The 16,733-nt window shown below is 58.8% G+C and carries 13 protein-coding genes and 1 pseudogene; 8 read left to right on the forward strand and 6 right to left on the reverse strand.

Going from position 1 to position 16,733, the window contains the following annotated elements:
* Positions 1 to 40: 40 nt before the first annotated feature.
* Positions 41 to 517 (reverse strand): cyclic nucleotide-binding domain-containing protein, encoded by a 477-nt coding sequence (locus FFH21_RS08190; protein ID WP_002552612.1) that lies wholly within the window; start codon positions 515 to 517, stop codon positions 41 to 43.
* A gap of 80 nt (positions 518 to 597) precedes the next feature.
* A complete protein-coding gene (locus FFH21_RS08195) occupies positions 598 to 2,658 on the reverse strand; it encodes a S9 family peptidase (RefSeq protein ID WP_011168105.1) in 2,061 nt (686 codons plus the stop codon).
* Between the two features lie 131 nt (positions 2,659 to 2,789).
* Between FFH21_RS08195 and FFH21_RS08200 the strand changes: the two genes are divergently transcribed.
* The 3 genes from FFH21_RS08200 (at position 2,790) to FFH21_RS08210 (ending at position 4,701) form a co-directional block, all read left to right on the forward strand.
* On the forward strand, positions 2,790 to 3,266 hold the full coding sequence (locus FFH21_RS08200; protein ID WP_011168106.1) for a hypothetical protein: 477 nt from the start codon (positions 2,790 to 2,792) through the stop codon (positions 3,264 to 3,266).
* Between the two features lie 76 nt (positions 3,267 to 3,342).
* Positions 3,343 to 4,131, forward strand: coding sequence for a class II glutamine amidotransferase (locus tag FFH21_RS08205; RefSeq protein ID WP_004657722.1), 789 nt, complete (start codon positions 3,343 to 3,345; stop codon positions 4,129 to 4,131).
* 45 nt (positions 4,132 to 4,176) lie between these two features.
* Positions 4,177 to 4,701, forward strand: a complete 525-nt coding sequence (locus tag FFH21_RS08210; protein ID WP_011168107.1) for a DUF2937 family protein — start codon at positions 4,177 to 4,179, stop codon at positions 4,699 to 4,701.
* A 61-nt stretch (positions 4,702 to 4,762) separates the two neighbouring features.
* Here the strand turns inward: FFH21_RS08210 and FFH21_RS08215 are convergent, their stop codons facing one another.
* Entirely contained in the window at positions 4,763 to 5,941 is a 1,179-nt protein-coding gene (locus tag FFH21_RS08215) for a VWA domain-containing protein (protein ID WP_011168108.1), read from the reverse strand.
* A 39-nt stretch (positions 5,942 to 5,980) separates the two neighbouring features.
* Positions 5,981 to 6,813 (reverse strand): annotated as a pseudogene (locus FFH21_RS08220) (AAA family ATPase).
* Between the two features lie 205 nt (positions 6,814 to 7,018).
* Between FFH21_RS08220 and FFH21_RS08225 the strand changes: the two are divergent.
* Entirely contained in the window at positions 7,019 to 7,249 is a 231-nt protein-coding gene (locus FFH21_RS08225; protein WP_004657732.1) for a DUF4160 domain-containing protein, read from the forward strand.
* Positions 7,246 to 7,734, forward strand: coding sequence for a DUF2442 domain-containing protein (locus FFH21_RS08230; RefSeq protein ID WP_004657733.1), 489 nt, complete (start codon positions 7,246 to 7,248; stop codon positions 7,732 to 7,734). The genes FFH21_RS08225 and FFH21_RS08230 overlap by 4 nt, the downstream gene beginning before the upstream one ends.
* Here FFH21_RS08230 and FFH21_RS08235 read toward each other — a convergent pair.
* A complete protein-coding gene (locus FFH21_RS08235) occupies positions 7,731 to 8,798 on the reverse strand; it encodes a DUF748 domain-containing protein (protein WP_011168109.1) in 1,068 nt (355 codons plus the stop codon). The genes FFH21_RS08230 and FFH21_RS08235 overlap by 4 nt on opposite strands.
* Before the next feature lie 126 nt (positions 8,799 to 8,924).
* Here FFH21_RS08235 and cysK point away from each other — a divergent pair, with 126 nt between their 5' ends.
* The gene (cysK, locus tag FFH21_RS08240; protein WP_011168110.1) at positions 8,925 to 9,899 is read left to right on the forward strand and encodes a cysteine synthase A; all 975 of its coding nucleotides are present in this window, start codon (positions 8,925 to 8,927) and stop codon (positions 9,897 to 9,899) included.
* A gap of 177 nt (positions 9,900 to 10,076) precedes the next feature.
* Positions 10,077 to 11,015: an aspartyl/asparaginyl beta-hydroxylase domain-containing protein gene (locus FFH21_RS08245; RefSeq protein WP_004657737.1), complete on the forward strand. Its 939-nt coding sequence runs from the start codon at positions 10,077 to 10,079 to the stop codon at positions 11,013 to 11,015.
* Positions 11,016 to 11,069: 54 nt separating this feature from the next.
* On the opposite strand, the gene FFH21_RS08250 is transcribed toward FFH21_RS08245, so the two are convergent.
* Complete coding sequence (locus FFH21_RS08250) at positions 11,070 to 14,543, reverse strand: PAS domain-containing hybrid sensor histidine kinase/response regulator (protein WP_004664297.1); 3,474 nt, start codon at positions 14,541 to 14,543, stop codon at positions 11,070 to 11,072.
* A gap of 243 nt (positions 14,544 to 14,786) precedes the next feature.
* Here FFH21_RS08250 and FFH21_RS08255 point away from each other — a divergent pair, with 243 nt between their 5' ends.
* Positions 14,787 to 16,649 (forward strand): MFS transporter, encoded by a 1,863-nt coding sequence (locus FFH21_RS08255; protein ID WP_011168111.1) that lies wholly within the window; start codon positions 14,787 to 14,789, stop codon positions 16,647 to 16,649.
* The last annotated feature ends 84 nt before the right edge of the window (positions 16,650 to 16,733 follow it).

The following is a 16,733-nucleotide window of genomic DNA, read 5'->3' on the forward strand; positions in this document are numbered from 1 at the left end:
AAAGCGGAATATCGGCAAGTTTAGCGCCAGATGGGCAAACTCACACCTGCTGCGACAGTAATTGGCCGTCGACCATGCGCAGGCGCCTGGACAACGAGATGGCCAGGGCACGAATGATCTTGGCGGCGATTTTCGGCGCCTCGTCGAGCATCTTGTCCAGAGAGTCGCGTCCCAGGTTCAATAACTGGCATTGGGTGGCCGCGATACAGCTGGCCGAGCGACGTTCGCCATCCAGTACAGCCATTTCCCCGAACGCCCGCCCGCGCCGCAGAACGGCGATTTCGACCTGTTGACCGTCTGCGGCAAGTTTCTGCACAGACACAGTGCCTTGATGAATGATGCACATGAATGTCCCGGCATCGCCCTCGGCAAAGATGGTCTCGCCTTTTTCGATGTCGGTAATGCTGAAATACCCGGCTACAGTCACGAAGTCGCCGGGCAGCAGCGTGTCGAACAGGCCGCAGTCCAGCAGCATGTCGCGTATGGCGTTGTTCAGGTTGGACAATGGTTCTGACATGGTTCGGTCTTTCAATCCTGATACGAAGGGGGCAGCTCCGTGCTCCCCGATGCTAGTAAGACAGGTGTTTCACGCCAAGTTCATTCGGCGATCTGCAATACCTTGAAGATAAACGCGTACTCCAGCGCCACGTCACGCAACCCTTGATAGCGACCGCTCATGCCGCCGTGTCCGGCACCCAGTTCGGTCTTGAGCAGCAGCAGATTATCGTCGGTTTTGCGGGCGCGTAACTTCGCGACCCATTTGGCGGCTTCCCAATACTGCACACGGCTGTCGTTGTAACCGGCGATGACCAGCATGGCCGGGTACGCCTCAGCGCTGACGTTCTCATAAGGCGCGTAGGACTTGATGCGCTCATAGACCTCAGGCTCCTGCGGGTTGCCCCATTCGTCGTATTCGGTGACGGTCAACGGCAGGTCCGGATCGAGCATGGTGTTCAGCACATCGACGAACGGCACTTCGGCAATTGCTGCCTTGAACAGCTCGGGTCGCTGATTGAGCACGGCACAGATCAGCAGGCCACCGGCGCTGCCGCCGCTTATCACAAGCTGTTCGGCGCTGGTCAGGCCCTGAGCAACAAGGTGTTCGGCGCAGGCAATGAAGTCGCCGAAGGTGTTCTGCTTGTGTTCCTGCTTGCCATTGCGATACCAGGCCTCGCCCAGCTCGCCACCGCCGCGTACATGGGCGATGGCAAAGGCCACGCCACGTTCAAGCAGGCTAAGGCGCGCGTGGGAAAACCACGGGTCGAGGCTTTCGCCGTAGGCACCATAGCCGTACAGATACAGCGGGGTCGCCTTGCCGGCCAGTTCGCGCTTGACCACCAGGCTGATCGGCACCTGAGTGCCATCACTGGCGGTCGCCCACAGACGCTGGCTGACGTAGGCGTCGGCGTTGAAAGTGCCCAGCACCGGCGTTTCCTTGAGCACTACCTGCTCGCCGCTGGCCAGGGTCAGTTGACGCACCTGTGCCGGACGGTTCAGCGACTGATAGCGCAGGCGAATTCTGTCGCTGTCGAACTCCAGGGTGTCCTGCACATACAGGCTGTACGCGGCGTCGGGCAACTGCACGCGATAGGCAGGCAGATCCTGCGGGCGTACTTCGATGATCGGCAAGCCGCCTTCGCGCAGGCTCAGACTGATCGCCTTGGTGTTGAGGCTCACGCCTTCGAGCATGACCTTGTCATCGTGCGCAACCAGGGTTTGCCAGTCTTCGCGAACCGGGGCGCCACTGGCCTGTTCCGCTGCGTGATACAGCGCGAAGTTGATGCCGCTCTGATTGCTGCGGATGAACCAGCTCCACACACCATCGAGCAGCCCGTGATCCGGATAATACTCGTGCCCTTCGCTGCGCGGCGCGAGGCAGGTGAATGCCTGTTGCGGATGATCGGCGTCCAGCACCCACGCTTCGCTGGTGGTTTTGCTATTGAGCAGAATGATCAGTTGGCGTTCGGAACTGCTGCGGAAGCAGTGCAGGAAGAATCGACCGTCCGGCTCGTCGAACACCAGCTCTGCCGATGCATTGCCCAATGTGTGGCGATGCAGCCTGCCGGGGCGATGGGTCTCGTCCAGCTCACCGAAAAACAGGGTCTGGCTGTCGTTGGCCCAGGTCATGCTTCCGTCGCAGTCCTCAAACGGCAGGCTGCTGATCTGGCCGGTGCTCAGTTCCTTGACGTAAAGCTGGTACACCTCGTCGCCACTGGTGTCCAGGCTGTAGGCCAGGCGCTGATGGTCGGGGCTGATGCTGAACGCGCCCAGCGAAAAGAAGCCGCCATCGGCCATGGCGTTCGGGTCCAGCAACAGTTCTTCACAGCTTTCGTCCACGGTATTGGAGTCGTCGGCCGGGCGCGGGCAGCGATAGTGACGGGCGTATTCATCGCCTTGTGTGGTGCGCGTGTAATAAAGGTACGGCCCCCAAGGGGAGGGCAGTGACAGATCGGTTTCAAGGATACGGCCCTTGATCTCCTGAAACAGGTTTTCGCGCAACCCGGTCTGCTCTGCCAGTTGCTGCTCCTGCCAGGCGTTTTCCGCCTTGAGGTAGTCGAGCACCTCGTCAGTGTCGCGGTTCTGTAGCCAGGCATAGGGATCGGAACCGTCGGCCTTGCGAGCAATCGGGGCGCTGGAGGTTGCATTCGAGAAGGACATGCTGGGCTCTCTGTTTAGGCATCAATCATGGAAATTCGGTACACGCTGAACCGATTACTGAAGCGAGGCAAGCCGCGTCAGGCAAAAGCCGTTATCATAAGCGCCTCTTTACCTGCATTACCACGGACGTCATGACCGAAAACGACTATCTGATCGCCTGGAGCGTCTACGCCTTCGCCGCGTTGGGTTGCCTGCTGGTATGGTTCCTGATGACCCGCTGGATGTGGCGTTATCTCAAGGAACCGTTGCTGGTAGCAGTCGCGGTGCTGCTGTTTACGCCGACCATGGTCGACCCTGCCAAGGATGCGATGGTGCCAGCCGTGGCGATCACCGCGCTCGACCTGATGTTCAAGGTCGGCAGCAATGTCTGGACCGCGGTGTCGGATCTGGCCATGTATGGCATGTTCGCCTTCGCTGCGTACGCGCTGTTCGTGCTTATCCGCTGGCCGATCGAGCGCAGCCGCAAGGCTCGCCAGCCCTGGCCCGCCGCTCAGCCTGTCGACACAGACCCCGCTGACGAACCGTTTGCCGAGGACGATCATTACCCTCGCAAATCCGCTGCGCCGCTTCCTCCGACCAGGGCTGCGCGAGTCGAACCGCGGTTGTAGATCCCGCTTCGTTGGCATGCGCCGTCATTGTCGGCGCATGACCTGCTGCAAAACGTCTTGAAGCGAGAACCTGAGCATGTGTGAACTACTGGGCATGAGCGCCAATGTCCCGACCGACATAGTCTTCAGCTTTACCGGGCTGATGCAGCGTGGCGGGCGTACTGGTCCGCATCGCGATGGCTGGGGCATTGCCTTCTACGAGGGTCGCGGCCTGCGCTTGTTCCAGGACCCCGCAGCCAGCAGTGAGTCTGAAGTTGCGCAACTGGTGCAGCGCTATCCGATCAAAAGCGAAGTGGTAATTGGCCATATTCGTCAGGCCAACGTTGGCAAGGTGTGTCTGTCCAATACACATCCTTTCGTGCGTGAACTCTGGGGTCGCAACTGGTGCTTTGCGCACAATGGCCAGCTGGCGGATTTCACCCCCGTTGCCACCTTTTACAGGCCGGTGGGCGATACCGACAGCGAAGCTGCATTCTGCGACCTGCTCAATCGCGTTCGCGAAGCCTTTCCCGAGCCGGTTGAGGTTGAGCAATTACTGCCTTCACTGATCCAGGCCTGCACTGAATACCGTAGTAAAGGCGTGTTCAACTGCCTGTTGAGCGATGGCGACTGGCTGTTTTGCTTTTGCAGTACCAAACTGGTCCAGATCACCCGGCGCGCGCCGTTCGGCCCGGCAAGGTTGAAAGATGTCGACGTGATTGTCGATTTTCAGGCTGAAACAACGCCGCACGACGTGGTCACTGTTATCGCCACCGAGCCATTGACCGAGAACGAAAACTGGAAGCGCTATGAACCGGGCCAGTGGAGCCTGTGGCGCAAGGGTGAGTGCGTGGCGCAAGGCTCGGTCGAGACAGTAGTGCAGTAACAGCGCCTCCACCGGCATACTGGATAAAAAAGAAGAGGGATATTGATGCTGCGAAGTTATCTGCGATTGGTCATGTTCACCACAGGCCTGCTGTTCGGGGTACAGATCCCCGGATTCATCAGTGATTACAGCAAGCGTGTCGAAGCGCATCTGATCGAGGCGCAACAGGCCGTCAAGGGCTACACCGCTACTGCGCAGCAGTTCTTCAAGGGCGATATACAGGCGCTGATCCAGCACTATCGCAGCAGCGAAGACCCGGTTTTCCGAGCCGATGCGGACAACATCGATACGTTGATGAGTCGTACCCATATCCTTGAGCGTCAGTGGCTCGGACTCCAGGGACCGTGGTATTCCAAAGCCCTGTTCGTCGTCACGTCTGCCGATGCGGATATTCGCCGGGAAACGTTCAACGGTTATACGTGGCAAGTCCTGCTGGCCCCCGAAGTCATTGCCTGGGGCATCATCAGTGCATTGCTGCTGGCTCTTGTGGTGGAAAGCGTCGGGCTGTTACTCGGCTGGGTGATCCACGGTGGACGACGCAAGCCGCAACTTGAGCGGGACTGGCGCTGATCGCTGGAGAGGGTAATAACGAGAACGGGCGTTGCGTAGAGTCAGCACGCGCCCGTCATGCTTATTTCGCCAGATGACGCATGCCTTCCTCCAGGCCGCGCAGGGTTAGCGGGTACATCTGTCCTTCAATCAGGTCGCGCACGATATGCGTGGACGTGGTGTAGTCCCAGGCATCCTTGGGGTAGGGATTGATCCAGATGATCTTCTTGAATTTGGCCATGAAGCGCTGCATCCATACATAGCCTGCTTCTTCATTCCAGTGTTCGACGCTGCCACCGGGCTGGGTGATTTCATACGGTGCCATCGAAGCGTCGCCGATGAAAATCACTTTGTAGTCTGCGCCGTACTTGTGCAGCAGGTCTTGAGTGGCGGTCCGCTCCGAGCCGCGGCGCAGGTTGTTCTTCCACACCGATTCGTAGATGAAATTATGGAAGTAGAAATACTCCATATGCTTGAACTCGGTCTTGCAGGCCGAGAACAGCTCTTCGCAGATCTTGACGTGCGCGTCCATCGAACCGCCGATGTCGAACAGCAGCAATAATTTGATGGTGTTGCGCCGCTCAGGGCGCATCTGAATGTTCAGCAGGCCCGCGTCGCGTGCGGTGTGATCAATGGTGCCGTCGATGTCCAGTTCATCCGCAGCGCCCTGACGGGCAAACTTGCGCAGACGGCGCAGGGCCACCTTGATGTTGCGCGTACCCAGCTCGACCTGATCGTCCAGGTTTTTATATTCGCGCTGATCCCACACCTTGACTGCCTTGCCCTTGCGTTCCCCTGCGTCGCCGACACGAATGCCTTCAGGGTTATAGCCCCCCGAGCCGAAAGGGCTAGTGCCGCCTGTGCCGATCCATTTGTTGCCACCGGCATGACGCTCCTTCTGCTCTTCCAGACGCTTCTTGAATTCCTCGATCAGCTTGTCGAGGCCGCCGAGGGACTGAATCTGCGCGCGTTCCTCGTCACTCAGTGAGCGCTCGAACTCTTTGCGCAGCCAGTCTTCGGGGATCAATGCCTGCAAATGATCGTCGAGATTTTCCAGACCTTTGAAATACGCACCGAAGGCCCGGTCGAATTTGTCGAAATGGCGCTCGTCCTTGACCAGAATCGTGCGCGCAAGAAAGTAGAACTCATTGATATCGGCAAAGATAACCCTCTGTTTCAGCGCATTGATCAGGTCCAGCAGTTCACGCAGAGACACCGGCACCCTGGCCGCGCGCATTTCGTTGAACAGGTTGAGCAGCATGGCTGTCGCCCTTTTACGTAACGGGGTTGATGGAGGCGCTCAACGGTTGCCGCGGCGGCTCATGAACGCCAGACGCTCAAGCAAATGCACATCCTGTTCATTCTTGACCAGCGCCCCGGCCAGCGGCGGGATCGCCTTGGTCGGGTCGCGCTCACGCAGTACGGCTTCACCGATGTTGTCGGCCATCAGCAGCTTCAGCCAGTCCACCAGTTCGGACGTGGAGGGCTTCTTCTTCAGGCCCGGCACTTTGCGCACGTCGAAAAACACGTCCAGCGCTTCGCTCACCAGGTCTTTTAATGCACGTCGACGATGCGTTGCAGCGTGGCACGGTCCGGGAAGGCGATGTAGTGGAAGAAGCAGCGACGCAGGAAGGCGTCCGGCAATTCCTTTTCGTTGTTGGAAGTAATGATGATGATCGGGCGCTTTTTGGCCTTGATCGTTTCATCGATTTCGTAGACGTAGAACTCCATCTTGTCGAGTTCCTGCAACAGGTCGTTGGGGAACTCGATGTCGGCCTTGTCGATCTCGTCGATCAGCAAAATGACCCGCTCATCGGACTCGAAGGCTTCCCAGAGCTTGCCCTTTTTAAGGTAATTACGTACGTCGTGGACCTTGTCGACGCCCAGTTGCGAGTCACGCAGACGGCTGACGGCATCGTATTCGTAAAGGCCCTGATGCGCCTTGGTGGTGGACTTGATGTGCCAGGTGGTCAGCTTCGCGCCAAAGGACTCGGCCAGTTGCTCGGCCAGCATGGTCTTGCCGGTGCCGGGCTCGCCCTTGACCAACAGCGGACGCTCCAGCGTGATGGCCGCGTTGACCGCCAGCTTGAGATCGTCAGTGGCGACGTATGCCGGGGTACCTTCGAACTTCATGATCAATCCTTTTCACGTGGGTAGGCGCAGCCTGTCGGTGCGCACACCGTAACAGGGGCAAGCAATGCCGGAACTATAACGTGGCTGCCGGACGGCTGTGAACGCAGACGCCTCATTCAGTTCTTGAATGGGGCGTCACGCAGTGACCGGGTCGAAATTGTAACGCTGCTTTTGGTATGGCTAATTTGGCTATACCATACGCTTCATGTCGACTAAATACAGATTCAGGGATAAATACAGGATTCAGTTGAGGGAAAAAGACCACCTGCCGCCGCATGTGCATCTGACCGGTGGTGGTCTGGATGTACTGATTTGCCTTGAGCTCGTAGAGCCCATGCGCGGACATGCCCCGACTGTTGTGCTTAAGGAAGCTATCGAATGGATACGAATTCACCGCGACGAACTGATGGAGGAGTGGAAACGATGGCATCCATGAAACGACCCCGGCTCAAGGATGTTCAGGCGCAGTCCGGATACCGGCTGGCCCTGACATTCATCGACGATCAACAATTCGTCCTCGACATGAGCGCTGATGTGCAGGCTTTTCCGGGGTTACGACCCTTGATTGCTGCTGAAGCTTTCGCCCACGCCCAAGTGGGCGATGATGGCTGGACGGTTGAATGGCCGGAACTGGATATCCAGATCGGTGCGGATACCCTGTATCTCGACGCTCAGGCTCAAGCTGCCACCGACGAAAACACGCGTATTTTCATCGGGTGGCGTGCCCGCACGGGTTTGCCCTTGGCTAAGGCCGCACAGGCGCTGGGTGTCAGCCCTCGCAGTATCACTCGCTACAGCAACTCTCGCGAAGCTACGCCACGTACCCTTGCGCTGGCTTGCCTGGGCTGGGATGCATTGCAGCAACAGGCACATGCCGCCGAGGAGCGGGGCGTTTATTCCGTGGATAAAAAAAACCACTAAGACCCCTTGCTGCTCTCATACCGCGCATTGAATGCCTGTACGAAGGCGTTGCGCAGAATCTGCAGAAACGCCTGGAAGCCGCTGATGTCCTGCTGATGGACGCTGCCGCTCAGGTCGACACGGGTGGCGAACTGGTTTTCCCGCTGGTTTTTCAACACGGTCTCGCTGGTGCCGACCAGCGCTTCCCAGATCGAGCGGAAAACGCCCTTGTCCTTGTTCTCGACGTCCTGATGCCAGTTGAACGCGTCCACATTGCGTAGCAGGGGCTTTATGTAGCCGCTGAGCTGCCCTTTATCCGCTTGCGCTTCAATCACAAGATCGCCGTCACCGGCGTTAAAGTCGAACTTGCCATACGCCGACGAGAAGTCGTTGAGCTTCTTGAGCTGAATGCCGGTGGCGCGCAGTTTGAAGTCGAAATCTTCAAAGTTGCTGAACGGATCGAATCTGGCTGAGCTCTCCAGATCGGCATGGCCCAGCAGACGTGCCTTGCCCTTGAACTCGGCATCGCGGTTGCCTTCCACGTCGACCACGTTGGTCAGGTTATAGATGCTGGCATTGACCTGATCCGCCTCGATTTTGACCTTGGGCGTGGAGTTGAAGTTATTGAACGTGATGCGCCCGTTATCGATGCGCAATTCGTTGAGGGTGATGGGCAGCAGCTTGTCCATCTGGGTGCGCCAGTCGGTGCCCTGACCGGTCTGCGAGTTCTGCTTGCTGCCGCCGTCCACGAAGTTGATCTGCGGGCCGGTGAAGAGGGCTTTCGCGACCACTGCATGGTCATACCAGAGTGAATGCCAGCTGACAGCCAGTTCGATCATCGGTGCGTCGAAAAAGGGCACCGGGACCTTGCCGTCGGTCTTGACGATCTTCAGCCCCTTGATCCGGTACGCCCCTCGCCACAGTGCCAGGTCCACATCGGTGATCTCGCCCCGGTAGTCACCCATGTCGGCCAGTTTGTCGTTCAGATAGTCACGCACCAGATACGGCAGGGCGATATTGACAGCGATCAGCAGGACTACCAGAGCGGCCAGGGTCCATAGCGGCCAGCTGTAGCGACGTTTCATGACATGAGTCTCCTGTTTCAATGAGGGATTGACTGCGTACGCGGTCATCCGTTCGGTCAGACTGGACGCCCCAGGGTTGGCGGCATAGGCTTTGGGTCTTTAACCGATGTGCACAAGGACACTTTCATGAGCCGTATCTACGCTGATAACGCCCATTCCATCGGTAATACGCCGCTGGTGCAGATCAATCGTATTGCACCCCGCGGTGTCACGATTCTGGCCAAGATCGAAGGACGTAATCCGGGCTACTCCGTCAAGTGCCGTATCGGCGCCAACATGATCTGGGACGCTGAAAGCAGCGGCAAACTCAAGCCCGGCATGACCATCGTCGAACCGACCTCGGGCAATACCGGGATTGGCCTGGCATTCGTTGCCGCCGCCCGTGGTTACAAATTGATGCTCACCATGCCCGCTTCCATGAGCATAGAACGTCGCAAGGTACTCAAGGCGTTGGGTGCCGAACTGGTGTTGACTGAACCGGCAAAGGGGATGAAAGGCGCGATTGCCAAGGCAGAAGAGCTGCTGGCGGGCGATCCGGAAAAATATTTCATGCTCGCACAGTTCGAGAACCCGGCCAACCCGGCCATCCATGAAAAGACCACCGGCCCTGAAATCTGGGCGGACACCGACGGCGCTATCGACGTACTGGTGGCAGGCGTCGGGACTGGCGGGACTATCACCGGTATTTCCCGCTATATCAAGTACACCGCAGGCAAGCCGATCCTGTCGGTTGCGGTCGAGCCAGACGGTTCGCCGATTATCACCCAGGCGATGGCCGGTGAAGAGATCAAACCCAGCCCGCACAAGATTCAAGGCATCGGTGCCGGTTTCATTCCGAAAAACCTCGATCTGTCGATTGTCGACCGGGTAGAGCGTGTCACCGATGAAGAGTCCAAGGCCATGGCCCGGCGTCTGATGCAGGAGGAGGGCATTCTCTGTGGTATTTCCTGCGGCGCGGCCATGGCGGCAGCCGTTCGTCTGGCTGAAAAACCGGAGATGCAGGGCAAGACTATCGTGGTGATCCTGCCTGACTCTGGCGAACGTTACCTGTCCAGCATGCTGTTCAGCGACCTGTTTACCGATCAGGAGCTTTCTCAGTAACACATCTTCGCAAGTGTGCACTTCATGCGGGCAACGCAAGGGTTTATGATGGCCAGCTTACGCGTCACCGGACGATTATCTCTGTTCGTCCGGTGCTTGCGGTCCTTCATTCAGAATCATGCATCAGTACTGCCCGCGTGACGTTTGGCGTTATCTGCCCGCTTCAAGGAGAGCTTCATGACCCTTTCATTTGTTGCCAAGGCATCGATCCTGATGCTGTTTCTGGGCAGCACGCTGTACGTTCATTTGCGCGGTCGGGCCCGGCTGCCCCTGTTGCGGCAGTTCGTCAACCATTCGGCATTGTTCGCGCCTTACAACGCACTGATGTACCTGTTTTCCCGTGTGCCGTCCGAGCCGTATCTGGATCGCAGCAAATTCCCTGAGCTGGATATCCTCAAGGACAACTGGGAAACCATTCGCGACGAAGCCATGCACCTGTTCGATGAAGGCTACATTCGTGCGGCCGAGAAGAATAACGACGCCGGTTTCGGCTCGTTCTTCAAGAAGGGCTGGAAGCGTTTTTATCTGAAATGGTATGACAAGGCACTGCCATCTGCCGAAGCGCTGTGCCCGAAGACCGTTGAGCTGGTCAACAGCATTCCCAACGTCAAAGGCGCGATGTTCGCGCTGTTGCCGGGCGGCAGCCACCTCAATCCGCACCGCGATCCGTTCGCCGGTTCCTTGCGTTATCACCTGGGGCTGTCCACGCCGAACTCCGATGACTGCCGGATCTTTGTCGATGGCAAGGAATATGCCTGGCGTGACGGCCAGGACGTGATGTTCGACGAGACCTACGTGCACTGGGTCAAGAATGAAACGCCGCAGACCCGGGTGATTCTGTTCTGTGACGTCGAGCGTCCGCTGACCAACCGCTTCATGACGCGTGTGAACCGCAGCGTCAGTGCGTTTCTGGGCCGCGCAACCGCGCCGCAGAATCTGGACGACGAGCGGGTCGGCGGGATCAATCAGGCGTATGCGTTCAGCAAGCGCTTCAGCGACGGCTTCAGTGGCAAGGTCAAGCAGTTCAAGCGCGCCAACCCCAAGGCTTACCGCGTTTTGCGGCCTGTGCTGGCGGTGGTGGTGCTGACATTGTTGGGCTACTGGTTGTTTGGTTAAGCAACAGCTTTGATCCGGTTGTCCGCGGCACGGCGAACAACCGTCAGCCCTTTCTCAGTCCAGATTCACATGCCGGCTCAGCAGCGCTCGCAGCGCTGCAGGCTTGACCGGTTTTGGCAGGTAATCGAGTCCTGCTGCGTGCACCTGAGCGATCAACTCCGGACGACCATCAGCGCTGATCAGCACGCCCGGCACTGGTTGCCCCAGGCGTGTTCTTAGCCAGGCCATCAGTTCAGTGCCGGTCTCGCCCTCATCCAGATGGTAATCCACCAACGCAATCTGCGGCCTGACGCCATTGTTCAGCAGTGCTTCGCATTCCTGACGACTGCGAGCGGTCCACACCTGACAACCCCAGCGTGATAGCAGGCTGTTCATGCCGATCAGGATGCTGTCTTCATTGTCGACACACAGCACCTGCGTGCCGTTCAGCGCGGGTCGGCTGATATCCGGCAGCGTGTCGGGCATTGTCGCCGGGGCTGCTGCCAGTGGCACCCGCACGCTGAAAACGCTGCCTTTGCCAAGCCACGAACGCACCTGCAAAGGGTGCTCGAGAATGCGACACAAACCATCGGCAATAGCCAGCCCCAGGCCCAGCCCCTTCGCTGCGTGAGTCTTGTGGCTGTCGAGGCGTTTGAATTCTTCGAAGATCACCTGGCGCTTATCTTCGGGGATGCCCGGCCCGCGGTCCCAGACCTCAAGGCTCAGGCTGTCGCCGTAACGCCTGACACCCAGCAGAATAGGGCCTTTGGCATAGCGGAAAGCATTGGTCAGGAAGTTTTGCAGGACCCGGCGCAATAGCTTGATGTCGCTGTCGACGCGCAGCGAAGTGCCTCTGACACGAAAATTCAGACCTTGCTCCTGGGCCAGCGCTTTGAATTCGGCGCCCAGGGTGTCAAACAGCGCGTTGAGCGGGAATGGTTGGCGGTCCGGGGTGATCTTGCCGTTTTCCAGGCGCGAGATGTCCAGCAGGTCGCTGATCAGGTCTTCGGCAGAACGCAACGAGCTGTCCAGATGCTGGACCAATTGCTGGGCGTCGCTGGAAATTCCGTCCTGCTGATGCGACAGCGCAGCAGAAAACAGCCTTGCAGCATTCAGCGGCTGCATCAGGTCATGGCTGACGGCGGCCAGAAAGCGGGTTTTCGATTCGTTGGCGGCTTCGGCGGTGCCCTTGGCCTCGGTCAGCGCCTGATTGAGCTGCGACAACTCATGGGTACGTGCGGCGACACGCTGCTCAAGGCTTTCATTGACGCCTTTGAGGGCCTGTTCGGCGGCACGAAACGCGGTGATGTCGGTGAAACTCATGACGAAACCGCCGCCGGGCATCGGATTGCCGATCAGCTCGATCACCTGCCCGTTGGGGAACAGCCGCTCCGAGGTGTGCGCGCGGCCCTGACGCATCCAGTGCAGGCGTCGCGCTACATGCACTTCGGCCTCACCCGGCCCGCACAGCCCACGTTCGGCGTTGTAGCGAATGATGTCGGCAATCGGCCGGCCGACGCCAATCAGGCCTTCGGGGTAATTGAACAGCTCGAGGTAGCGGCGATTCCAGGCCACCAGCCTCAAGGACTGATCCACCACACTGATGCCCTGGGTAATGTTTTCGATGGCCCCCTGCAACAGCGCACGGTTGAACTGCAAGACTTCGGACGCTTCGTCGGCGATGCGTACGACGTCTTCCAGCTGCATGTCGCGCCCTTCAATAGCAGCCTTGACCACGGCGCGGGTCGAGGAAGTGCCGAGCACGCCAGCCAGCAGCCGCTCGGTGTGCGCGATCCACTCTCCGTTGGCATTCAAACTGGGGTTGAAACCCTTGCCTTGTCTGTAGGCGAAGCGAATGAAGCTCTGACGCGCCCGGTCTTCACCAACAAAGCGCGCCGAGAGGTTGAGCAGGTCTTCTATCTGGACGGCGAGCAGCGGTCGGCTGAAGTCGCGCCCCTGGGTTTCCTGGCCAATGAAACGACCTGCCTGCCAGTGCTCCGCCACTCGGGTGCGCGACAACATCGACACCCAGGCGAACAGCGTGCAGTTGCCAGCCATCGACAGCACCACGCCCTGAGTCATCGGTGAGATCGGCAGGTCGAACGGGTTGCTGTGCAGCCAGGACAGTAGCGGGAAATTGCTCAGCGACCAGCCCATGCCATGCGCCGCGACCGGCAATACCAGGGTGTAGAACCAGATGAAGATCCCCGCCGCCAGGCCTGCAAAGACACCACGCCGGTTAGCCTGCTTCCAGTACAGCGCACCGAACATGGCCGGTGCCAACTGGGTGATCGCGGCGAAGGCAATCTGCCCGATAGTCGCCAGGCTGGCCGTTGAGCCCAGCATCCGGTAGCTGACATAGGCCAGCAGGAGAATCATCACAATGCTGATGCGCCTTACCGAGAGCATCCAGTGACGAAACGCTTCGAACGGCCGCTCGGTGTTTTTGCGCCTTAACAGCCAGGGCAGCAGCATGTCGTTGGATATCATCGTCGACAGCGCCACGCAGGCGACGATCACCATACCGGTTGCCGCCGATGCGCCGCCGATGAAGGCCAGCAGGGCGAGTGACGGGTGAGCGTGCGCCAGTGGCAGACTGATCACGAACGAGTCGGGCAGCATGGACGCGGGCAGCAGCATTTGTCCGGCCAGCGCAATCGGCACGACGAACAATGCAGCCAGTGCCAGATAGGCCGGGAACACCCATTTGGCGAGATTCAGGTCCTGAGGCTCGATGTTTTCGACCACCGTGACGTGAAACTGTCGCGGCAGGCAGACAATCGCCATCATCGCCACACCGGTCTGCACGAACATCGACGGCCAGTTGATCGTGTCTTGCCAGTATTCCTCGAGGCGTGGCGCAAGTTTGGCCTGATTGAACAGGTCGTCGAATCCGTCGTACAGGCCGAACGTGACAAACACGCCGACTGCCATGAACGCGAACAGCTTGACCAGCGCTTCGAAAGCAATAGCCAGCACCATACCGCGATGGTGTTCAGTCACATCCAGATTGCGTGCGCCGAAGACGATGGTGAACAACGCCAGAATCAGCGACACCACCAGCGCGGTGTCCTGAGCGCGGGTGCCGGTGGAATCAGCCACGGCACCGATCAGGATATTCACGCCCAGCACGATGCCTTTCAGTTGCAGCGCGATATACGGCAGCATGCCGATCAGGCAAATCAGCGCGACCATGACCGCCAGTGACTGGGACTTGCCGTAGCGTGCCGCGATGAAGTCGGCAATGGAGGTGATGTTCTCCTGCTTGCTGATCAGCACCATCTTCTGCAGCACCCATGGCGCCAGCACCATCAGCACGATAGGCCCCAGATAAATCGGCAGGAACGACCACAGCTGTTCGGCGGCCTGACCCACCGCACCGAAAAACGTCCAGCTGGTGCAATACACCGCCAGCGACAGGCTGTAGACCCAGGCGCGCATGGTCGGGCGCAGCGATGCGCTGTACCGGTCGCCGTAAAAGGCGATGGCGAACATGATGGCCATGTAGGTAAGGGCAACGGCCGCAATCAGCCCGCTGGACAGCGACATATGAAATTCCACACCGTATCGATAGCGCGCAGTCTCGCACGATGGCCGCGCTTCGTCTTTGTCGACCAAGGTCGAGCGTGGCGGGGTGTCGCAGCTGTTACGCAAACGCTAGTAAGGATGAAAAAAGGTGCGGGGTGTTTTGTAAAAAGAAATGTCCTATCGACATTCGGCAGCGTTACGTCTTCAATGTGCCTCGGATTGGCGGCTACGTCAGTTCACCCCAGCCTCTCAGGACCACGGACGATGAGCCAACAGTCACAATTCAGCTTGCTCGGGAAACGCCGTTTCCTGCCGTTTTTCATCACGCAGTCCCTCGGGGCGTTCAATGACAATATTTTCAAGCAGTCATTGATCCTCGCCATCCTCTATAAGCTGAGCATCGACGGGGATCGTTCGATCTATGTCAATCTGTGTGCCTTGCCGTTCTTCCTGTTCTCGGCGCTGGCCGGGCAGTTCGGCGAGAAGTACCCCAAGGACACGCTGATCCGCATTATCAAGTTCGGCGAGATCGTCATCATGGCGGTCGGGGCTGCGGGCTTTCTGTTCGATCACCTTGAATTGATGCTGGCGGCGCTGTTCGCCATGGGCACGCATTCAGCGCTGTTCGGGCCGGTCAAATATTCGATCCTGCCCCAGCACCTGCGCGAGAGCGAACTGGTCGGTGGCAACGCGCTGGTCGAGATGGGCACCTTTCTGGCGATTCTGGCTGGCACCATCAGTGCTGGCGTGATGATGTCTTCTGCGCACTATGCCTGGGTTGTTGCGGCCGCTATCGTGCTGGTCGCCTGCCTGGGGTTCGTTGCCAGCTTCGGTATTCCGCGCGCGACTGCCGCCTCGCCCGAGATGAAACTCAACTGGAATATTTTCACCCAGTCATGGGCGACCCTGCGCATGGGGCTTGGACAGACGCCCGCAGTCTCGCGCTCGATTGTCGGCAACTCGTGGTTCTGGTTTTTCGGTGCTATCTACCTGACGCAGATCCCCGCTTACGCCAAAGAGTGGATGTACGGCGACGAAACGGTCGTCACGCTGATCCTGACCGTGTTCTCCATTGGCATCGCGCTGGGCTCGCTGCTTTGCGAGCGGTTATCCGGGCATAAGGTCGAGATCGGGCTGGTGCCGTTTGGCTCGATGGGGCTGACGATTTTCGGTCTTTTGCTGTGGTGGCATTCCGGTGGTTTCCCGCAGAACGTGCAGGCCAACGACTGGCTGGCGGTCCTTTCCTACGGGCAGGGCTGGCTGGTGTTGTTCGATATCCTGGGCATTGGCGTGTTCGGCGGCTTCTATATCGTGCCGTTGTACGCCCTGATCCAGTCGCGAACACCGGTGAAAGAGCGCTCACGGGTCATTGCTGCCAACAACATCCTCAACGCGCTGTTCATGGTGGTTTCGGCGATTGTTTCGATCCTGCTGCTGAGCTTCGCCAAACTGTCGATTCCGCAGCTGTTTCTGGCGGTGTCGCTGATGAACATCGCCGTCAATATCTACATCTTCAAAATCGTCCCCGAGTTCACCATGCGCTTCATGATCTGGCTGCTGGGCCATTCCATGTACCGCGTCGAGCATCGCGATTTGAACCGGATACCAGATGAGGGCGCAGCGCTGCTGGTCTGCAACCATGTGTCCTTTGTCGATGCGTTGCTGATTGCCGGTGCCGTGCGGCGGCCGATCCGATTTGTTATGTACTACAAGATCTACCAGTTGCCGGTCCTCAACTTTATCTTCCGCACGGCCGGGACCATCCCGATTGCCGGGCGCAACGAGGACATGGACATCTACGAGCAATCGTTCAAGCGCATCGCTCAGTACCTCGTGGAAGGCGAGCTGGTGTGCATCTTCCCGGAAGGCAAGCTGACCACCGACGGCGAGATCAGCGGCTTCAAGAGCGGCATGAGCCGCATCATTGAGGAAACCCCGGTGCCGGTCATTCCGCTGGCACTACAAGGGTTGTGGGGCAGCTTTTTCAGCCGTGACCCGAGCAAGACCCTGTTCCGTCGCCTCTGGTCGCGTGTGGTGCTGGTCGCGGGTTCGCCCATTGCAGCAGATGTTGCAACGCCGGTGGATGTGCGTGAAGAGGTGAAGGCGCTGAGAGGGAAGGTGCAATAAGCGCTCCGCGCTGCATTGGCACGATATGACTATCGTGCCAATGCTCGTAGGCAGGCATTTCGTGACGCTCTGCGTCACCTTCAG

Source organism: Pseudomonas sp. KBS0707 (assembly GCF_005937945.2).
Classification (GTDB): Bacteria; Pseudomonadota; Gammaproteobacteria; order Pseudomonadales; family Pseudomonadaceae; genus Aquipseudomonas; species Aquipseudomonas amygdali.